Annotated in this window: 5 protein-coding genes, 1 tRNA gene and 2 rRNA genes (1 of these 8 only partly in view); 4 read left to right on the forward strand and 4 right to left on the reverse strand. The window is 53.4% G+C overall.

Going from position 1 to position 8,089, the window contains the following annotated elements; translation table 11 throughout:
• Positions 1 to 41: 41 nt before the first annotated feature.
• From K3728_18070 to K3728_18085, 4 genes are all read left to right on the forward strand, one after another.
• Positions 42 to 1,190 carry a tyrosine-type recombinase/integrase gene (locus K3728_18070; GenBank protein ID UWQ95544.1) on the forward strand — a complete coding sequence of 383 codons (1,149 nt, stop codon included), beginning with the start codon at positions 42 to 44 and terminating at the stop codon, positions 1,188 to 1,190.
• A gap of 18 nt (positions 1,191 to 1,208) precedes the next feature.
• Complete coding sequence (locus tag K3728_18075; GenBank protein UWQ95545.1) at positions 1,209 to 2,003, forward strand: hypothetical protein; 795 nt, start codon at positions 1,209 to 1,211, stop codon at positions 2,001 to 2,003.
• A 326-nt stretch (positions 2,004 to 2,329) separates the two neighbouring features.
• The gene (locus K3728_18080; protein ID UWQ95546.1) at positions 2,330 to 2,650 is read left to right on the forward strand and encodes a hypothetical protein; all 321 of its coding nucleotides are present in this window, start codon (positions 2,330 to 2,332) and stop codon (positions 2,648 to 2,650) included.
• A gap of 53 nt (positions 2,651 to 2,703) precedes the next feature.
• Positions 2,704 to 3,852 carry a hypothetical protein gene (locus tag K3728_18085; GenBank protein ID UWQ95547.1) on the forward strand — a complete coding sequence of 383 codons (1,149 nt, stop codon included), beginning with the start codon at positions 2,704 to 2,706 and terminating at the stop codon, positions 3,850 to 3,852.
• Positions 3,853 to 3,943: 91 nt separating this feature from the next.
• Here the strand turns inward: K3728_18085 and K3728_18090 are convergent, their stop codons facing one another.
• From K3728_18090 to K3728_18105, 4 genes are all read right to left on the reverse strand, one after another.
• Entirely contained in the window at positions 3,944 to 5,245 is a 1,302-nt protein-coding gene (locus tag K3728_18090; GenBank protein ID UWQ95548.1) for a hypothetical protein, read from the reverse strand.
• A gap of 417 nt (positions 5,246 to 5,662) precedes the next feature.
• Positions 5,663 to 5,739, reverse strand: a tRNA-Met gene (locus K3728_18095).
• Positions 5,740 to 5,815: 76 nt separating this feature from the next.
• Positions 5,816 to 5,930: ribosomal RNA gene (gene rrf / locus K3728_18100) — 5S ribosomal RNA — on the reverse strand.
• 158 nt (positions 5,931 to 6,088) lie between these two features.
• A 23S ribosomal RNA gene (locus tag K3728_18105) occupies positions 6,089 to 8,089 on the reverse strand (it continues 830 nt past the right edge of the window).

The raw sequence follows: 8,089 nt of genomic DNA on the forward strand, positions 1-8,089 counted from the left end.
CCATGGAAGTTCGTCTGTAACCGCACGGGAAAGGATGTGTGATGCCAAAACTGACCAAACGAAGTGTCGAGAAATTGGCTGTTAGAGACGCCGACTATATCGCCTTTGACAGCGAAGTGAATGGCTTCGGCGTTCGCATCCTTCCAAGCGGGCGGCGCTCCTACCTTGTTCAATATCGAAGCGGCGGAAGAACAAGGCGTATCGCAATTGGCCAGCATGGTGCCGTTACGGTTGAGGAAGCTCGCAAACGCGCAAAGGAATTGCTGGGATCGGTAGCAGCGGGCCAAAATCCCGCGGAAGTTATCGCGCAACACCGAGGCGCACCAACCGTTGCAAGCGTCGGTGAGAGATTTCTGAGAGAGCATGTGGACGTACGCTGCAAACCCTCAACCGCGAAAGAGTACAAACGAGCGTTTACAAATTTTATCAATCCGGCGATGGGCAACCATAAGATTGTCGATGTGGTCCGTGCTGATATCAGCAAATTACACCATGCCCACCGTCACATTCCCTATCAAGCAAACCGAACGCTCGGCGTGTTGTCCAAAATGTTCACTCTTTGCGAGGTATGGGGGCTACGGACAGACGGCTCTAACCCGTGTCGCCATGTTTCAAAGTACAGAGAGCAAAAGCGAGAACGGTTTTTAAGTGCGGCGGAGCTTCGACGGCTTGGGCAAACACTGAATGCATTGGAACGAGACGGCTTGGAAACCGTCTTTGTCACCTCTGCCTTCAAGCTGCTTATTCTCACTGGTTGTCGGTTGGGCGAAATCCAGTATTTGGAATGGTCGTTTGTGACGAACCGGTATCTGCTGTTACCCGACAGTAAAACGGGCGCGCGTCGCATCCCCCTGCCCCCGGCTGCACAAGAACTATTGTCGGCCTTACCTCGCGATCCGGGCAATCCTTTCGTGATCGCGGGTAGCATCCCTAACCAACCTGTCACCGACTTGCAGAAGCCGTGGCGGCGCATAAGGGCAACGGCTGACCTAGAGGGCGTGCGCATTCATGATCTCCGCCACACCTACGCCTCGAACGCTGTGGCGAATGGAATGCCAATTCAAATGGTCGGTAAGCTGCTCGGGCATACGCAAATCCAGACGACAATGCGCTATGCACACCTCGCAGACGATCCGGTCATGATGGCCGCGGAACAAAATTCAGCATCGCTGGCTCAAGCATTAGGCTGAGCCGGAAAGGGGAAAACTATGTCTGAAGAACAATGTTCGATCTCTCAGCTAGGCGAGTGGATGGTCATGTCGCTCGAAGATGGCTTCCACGCCTATGATAAAACCAGCGGGCTGAAATGGCCCCCTGAAGGCTCAACTTCTGGCGTGGAGGTTCGTCAAACTTGGCGTGATGGCTGGAACGCACCGCCTCAAGAAAAGCGCGGTTTTTGGCTGGATAAACTTAGAGCAAAGCCTCAGATGACGGAGCAAGAGTATAGGCGAGCTCATTTCGTGAGGCTCTTGTCAGTTGGGCAAGCAGAAGCGATCGGTTTTCTACTCCCCCGTAGTGAAGGTGACCGGGCAGTTTTAATCCCTCAAGAAGTCTGGGAGAAATGCACTCTGGATTGGGACACGCGCAATTTGTCTGGCGCAGGGTTTGATTTTGCACATGTACAAATATTGATGCCGGAGCACTCCGTCCTGCTCAAGAACGGCGTTTACATTCCTCAACCGTTGCCGCCTCTGGCCGTCTTTGAACCATCTGAGGCTCGGCGACTCAGTTTAGGTCTCCCGAGCGATGGTCCCGCGTACTCGTCGACCGAGCCTGAAACCACGCAAAAGAGTTTGGGCCGACCAACACTAAAATCGGCCGTCATCCAAGCATTCGAGGAAATTGAGAAAGATCCGACTTGGCAGCAAAAGCAGCTGTCGAATGCCATTAGAGACCGCGTGAAATCGAATCTGGGCGTCGCCAGTGACGATGGTCTAAGTATAGGAGCAATCATGGGTCACGTTCGCCCCTTGTGGAACGAGTTCAGGGGTCGAAAAGGCTGAAAACCGGTTTTTGATTTTTCGAAGTTGGGCAAATCGAACTGCCCTTGGCATTCATTTCATCGTCAACTCACAAGACGAAAGGAATGCAATGAAACTCCCGACACATGACCCGGATTACCTTGACCGCCTCATCACAGAACGCGATGCGGCAAACTTTCTCGGCTATACAATGCGCGCGCTTCAAAACTGGCGTTTACGCGGTGGTGGCCCTTCCTTTGTAAAGGTCTCAGCTCGGTCGATCCGTTACCGCAAGCGCGATTTGGTCGCTTGGACAGAAAGCAAACTCGCGCAGCACACAAGCGAACTAGCCGGTGGAGTGTACCCCCATGACTAAGGATACCAAGCTGAACGCGTTCTTGGCCGGACCCGGCTTTCACGCCCTTGAGGACTACGCAAACTATCTTGGGCCAGCGTTACTAAATCATTGCCCTGGATCAGGTGTACGGGCCGAGTTTGCTCGCGATATCGACGTTAATTGGGACACCGGAGAAATCGTGATTACAGATATCGTCGAATTTCGCATCTCCGGACCTGACGCACCCTCTCAAGATGCCAGCGGCGCGCCTGACCGCCGTGCACGGCGGGCCGGGCGCGGGTGCGGTGGGCGGGCGCGCCGCGGGCGCAACGGTAAGATTGTGCGCCACTGAGGGGGGGCTTGTAACACCCCCCTCCATAAATACAGATGAGTAAAGGAACGAACATGAACGTAGAAATCGTCCATGCCGGCTTCGACGGACTTAGGGTCAACGTTGAAGCTCTAATTTCAACCGAAGTCCGCTCAATACTTAATGCCGCGAAAGAAGTGGCCCTTGGCTTAAAGTCCGCGGTTCCGGTCACAATCAATGGGATGGAATTTGCAGTAAGGCACACAGGAAACCGGGCCTTCTCTGTGCACACCGGAGAATATGGTGCGGAGTTCTTCTTACATGATCCCGAGTACAAAGATTGCATCGGACCGGGGGTGAAAATGGACTTCCGGGCCTTCTTTCTTGCCACGAGCGGCCTCGAAGGTGCGAGGCTCTACTTTCAACAAGCCATGGCGGCGTTACAGGTCAGCACCCACCAAGAGCACATGATGGTTTCACGCGTGGACTTTGCCGTTGATGTTCTGGCGCCTTCCTTCGTTCCCGATGTTGATGCAGTCATACTCCCGGCAAGGACGAGTAAACGGGAATTTCGAGAGGCCGACACAAACCAACGCTTCTTCGCAAACACGGAAGTGACTGGCATCACGTGTGGTCACGTCAGTAACCGACAACTCGTCATCTACGACAAACGCGCGGAGGTACTAGCTAAACGCAAACTCGGCTGGCTTGAGATTTGGAACGACACGCGGGTGAAAGCGGGGCTTCCACCATTTGATCTAAGTGACCGCGATCAGAGCAAGGTCTGGCGCTTCGAGAACAGGGTAGGGTCGAAGTGTCTGCGACGGAGATGGGAAATCCGAAGTTGGGACGATCTTGACGCGATGATTGGCGATGTCTTCGACGAGTCCTTGGAAAAGATGAGATACGCGGAAACTCAGATGGACCCGAACCGGAGCAGGTGGCCAGATCATAGGATCTGGTCGCAAGTACGCGGGATAGTCGGGAAAAGCCTTTCTGGGTACCGCTCCGGTGTGCTCCCCAACACGATCAAAGAAATCAACCGCGCTGAGCACATGCGCATGACAGATCAAAACATCACGGGAAATCTCATCGCAAGAGCCGTTGCGAGCGGCGTCAAAGCGGAGAACTTCTGGGGCTTCGCTCGAAATCACATCGCCGATCTAAAAGAGCTATCAGAACAGCACATTCACACATTGGAGGAGCGTTTTGCTAAAGTGGAAGGGCGCTATAGGTTCCGATGATTTGGGCGGGAGGCGAACATTCGCTGCGTCGTTTACCAAGGCCTGTCATGCGGGACGAAGTTGCCGTTCGTTCGGGGTGCGCTTGATTGCCTCAAGACCGACTTAGAAACTTTGCCAGAGCAGCAGAGATTGAAGGGTCAAGTCCCCCTTCTTCGTCTTTGATAATCCCATCTGGGGTAGGCCGAAACAATGCCGCGAGCACAATGCTCTCGTTCTCTTTGGCAATTGACTTATCCTGAGTAATAGCAGCAAACGACTTCGCAAAGGCAGTCTTTTCTTCCGCATCAAGGCTAAGATGGCGCTCGCTCAGGAACATACGATATTGCAGCCTCGTGGCCCAGAGCAGCACAGAGAATGTCATGAGCAGGCTGGCGACTTGGACAGGCCCCTCGTAGCTAAACATGATTTCGCAGGTCTGAAGTCCGTCTCGAATAGTGCAGACCTCGTGTGTGAATGATGCTGCGATTTCATCACCGAAACAGACAGCTGTGCCAATTGCGGCAGCAACGGTTGCAACTCCCAGCCCGAGAAACCACTTTAATGCAGCTTTAGACCGTGCGCTGTGATGGGCAGCCCTACTGTTCCAGAGGACAACCGGTGCATCGAGCTCCATATGCTGGCGATACCGCTGAATCATCTCTTCAAATTCGACCATTCGTCCATCGAATTGCTCGGCCCGCGACACCCCGGCGTTCATGAATTTTCGATCCCGACGCGCTTCAAGGTAGCTAAACACCCTGAATAGCCTGCCAAACTGTTTCGTGTGGTCGTCGTTTGCCGCCTCGCCGTCATCGATCAACTTGTGAACTCTGGCAAGCTCATTCTCGGCCTGATTGGCTCCGTCCCTCATTTGTTGGAGATTGCCCGCGTTTGGGACGACGGACAAAACAGCCCTTACTGTTTGGAGCGCCACTCTTGCCTGCTCAAGTTTCGCCATGTAATTTTGATGGCGGTTCAAAACCTGCAAGGAGCGACTATCGACCATAAAGGCCTCCAGTATATTGGTGGCCGCTTCTGATCTATGGCTGCCAAATAGGCCTAGAACAACTACACCTTCCGGAGACTTGCTCGGCGGCGGTAAAGCTAAGGCCCCTTGTTTGCCATCGGCCCTTTGATTGAAGCCATCTACATCTCCGACGAATTTGCGTAGTTCACTTATTGCTTTAACAATTTGGCCAAGCGTCAATTGATCATTTCTTGGGCTTCGAACATTCAAGGCAACGGCGTTCCCCTGCTGGACATCTAGCACTGCCGACCAGGCTTTTTCTTCGCCGTTTAAGTAGGCCGTTACGGCCTCCTGTGATTTGAACTCCTCATCGGGGAGCCCTTCGTACGAAATCCTATATATGGCCAAAAGGGTACTCCAAATGTGTCGCTTGAAATGGCCATTCATCACGACATGAATTCAGCTCGGTGGCAAGACAGCGTTGGACATGGTGCACTCTTTGCCAACCTTTGCAGCGTTCAGCCATCAAGGTTCGCCGTGGCCGTTAACTATTCTTCTACCTATCGTGCAGTGCCTAGGGGGCTTAAGAAGGGGGCCATGGCGAATGGTCCCCTCGGGGCCGATCCTTAACGCCAGCCTATCTGAGCGGGCCGACATCCCGCGCGTGAGACGCGCCGAGTGAAATGAGGGTAGGTGCGGACTGCGGGCGCATTGACAGTTAAGTCATGGGCGGATCTGCCCGTGGCATGAAAATCACAGGCGCAGATTTGGGTCGCTTGCTTCCATAGTGCTTCCACCGTGTGCACAAACAAAAACACCACCCCAAAAGGCGGCGATTAAGCGTTTGATATTTATTGGAATTATTGGTTGCGGGAGTAGGATTTGAACCTACGACCTTCAGGTTATGAGCCTGACGAGCTACCGGGCTGCTCCATCCCGCGACAATATCGCCTCGTGGCCAGTGTGGTCATGATGAGGCTTGGGTATCGTTAGAGAGATATGTTTGTTTCTTACTAGGTTTGGCGGTGACCTACTCTCCCACACCTTGAGATGCAGTACCATCGGCGCAACGGCACTTAACGGCCGGGTTCGGAATGGAGCCGGGTGTTTTGCTCGCGCTATGACCACCAAACCAAGAAAGAAACAAACAATCAGCTAAGCTACACGATGTGTAACAATACTATCCAGATTTTAACACTGTATGGTGTTGGTGATGCTTCATTGTCCATGAGGATCAAGTAAAACCGCTCCTCTTGTGAGGCGCACGGTAATTCCTGTCTTTCACTGGATCAAATCAAGCCTATCGAACAATTAGTACCAGTCAACTGAGCGTGTTACCACGCTTACATCTCTGGCCTATCGACGAGGTGGTCTACCTCGGTTCTCAGGGATATCTTGTTTTGAAGGGGGCTTCCCGCTTAGATGCCTTCAGCGGTTATCCTTTCCGATCATAGCTACCCAGCACTGCTCCTGGCGGAACAACTGGTACACCAGTGGATCGTTCACCCCGGTCCTCTCGTACTAGGGGCAACTCTTCTCAAATATCCTACACCCACGGCAGATAGGGACCGAACTGTCTCACGACGTTCTAAACCCAGCTCACGTACCTCTTTAAACGGCGAACAGCCGTACCCTTGGGACCTGCTCCAGCCCCAGGATGAGATGAGCCGACATCGAGGTGCCAAACGGTGCCGTCGATATGGACTCTTGGGCACCATCAGCCTGTTATCCCCGGCGTACCTTTTATCCGTTGAGCGATGGCCCTTCCACTCGGGACCACCGGATCACTATGGCCGTCTTTCGACTCTGCTCGACTTGTCAGTCTCGCAGTCAGGCTGGCTTCTGCCATTGCACTCAACGAGCGATTTCCGACCGCTCTGAGCCAACCTTCGCGCGCCTCCGTTACTCTTTAGGAGGCGACCGCCCCAGTCAAACTACCCGCCACAGAGGGTCCCGGATCCGGATAACGGACCGCGGTTAGACAACAAGAATGCGAAGGGTGGTATCTCAAAGGTGGCTCCACAGAAACTAGCGTTCCTGCTTCAAAGCCTACCACCTATTCTGCACATCCCAGTCCTGTTGCCAGTCTGAAGCTGTAGTAAAGGTGCACGGGGTCTTTCCGTCTAACCGCGGGAAGCCTGCATCTTGACAGGCAATTCAATTTCGCTGAGTCTATGTTGGAGACAGCGGGGAAGTCGTTACGCCATTCGTGCAGGTCGGAACTTACCCGACAAGGAATTTCGCTACCTTAGGACCGTTATAGTTACGGCCGCCGTTTACCTGGGCTTCAATTCAGAGCTTGCACTCCTCCTTTTAACCTTCAGGCACCGGGCAGGCGTCAGACCCTATACGTCGTCTTGCGACTTCGCAGAGCCCTGTGTTTTTAGTAAACAGTCGCCACCCCCTGGTTTGTGCCCCCAGTCAATACTTGCGTAGAAACTGGGCCTCCTTCTCGCGAACTTACGGAGGTATTTTGCCGAGTTCCTTCAACATAGTTCTCTCAAGCGCCTTGGTATTCTCTACCAGTCCACCTGTGTCGGTTTAGGGTACGATCTTATGCCAGAGCTATTTCCAGGAACCGATTAGCGGCCCACCCAATCCAATAAGGGTGAACAACCTTCACGATCCGTCACTACTGGCTGGCCCAGGAATATTAACCTGGTTCCCATCGACTACGCCTTTCGGCCTCGCCTTAGGGGTCGGCTTACCCTGCTCAGATTAACTTTAAGCAGGAACCCTTGGACTTTCGGCGACAGGGTCTCTCACCCTGTTTGTCGCTACTCATGTCATCATTCTCACTAGTGATCTCTCCACCGGATGGCTCACGCCCCGGCTTCACAGAAAAACCCTTCTCTCCGGATCACCCCGAAAGGCGATAAAGAGAGATTGGTTTAGTCACACTACGCTCCGCTACCATGCACTATGTGCATCCTCAGCTTCGGCTCATGGCTTGAGCCCCGATACATCTTCGCCGCAGGACAACTTATTTAGACCAGTGAGCTGTTACGCTATCTTTAAAGGATGGCTGCTTCTAAGCCAACCTCCTGGTTGTTTTGGTCGTCCCACCTGCTTTCCCACTTAGCCATGAATTAGGGGCCTTAGCTGGAGGTCAGGGTGTGTTTCCCTCTCCACAATGGACGTTAGCATCCACTGTGTGTCTGCCGACTAGTACTCACGGGTATATCGGAGTTTGGTTAGGATCAGGTAAGCCGGTGAGGCCCCATTACCCATCCAGTGCTCTACCCCCCGTGGTATTCGGTCGACGCTCTACCTAAATAGATTTCGCGGAGA

It is taken from the genome of Rhodobacteraceae bacterium M385 (assembly GCA_025141835.1).
GTDB lineage: Bacteria > Pseudomonadota > Alphaproteobacteria > Rhodobacterales > Rhodobacteraceae > Gymnodinialimonas.

Excerpts from the sequence above, each read along its gene's own strand:
- K3728_18070 (UWQ95544.1), top strand. The coding sequence starts at position 42 with ATGCCAAAACTGACCAAACGAAGTGTCGAGAAATTGGCTGTTAGAGAC.
- K3728_18075 (UWQ95545.1), top strand. The coding sequence starts at position 1,209 with ATGTCTGAAGAACAATGTTCGATCTCTCAGCTAGGCGAGTGGATGGTC.
- K3728_18080 (UWQ95546.1), top strand. The coding sequence starts at position 2,330 with ATGACTAAGGATACCAAGCTGAACGCGTTCTTGGCCGGACCCGGCTTT.
- K3728_18085 (UWQ95547.1), top strand. The coding sequence starts at position 2,704 with ATGAACGTAGAAATCGTCCATGCCGGCTTCGACGGACTTAGGGTCAAC.
- K3728_18090 (UWQ95548.1), bottom strand. The coding sequence starts at position 5,245 with ATGAATGGCCATTTCAAGCGACACATTTGGAGTACCCTTTTGGCCATA.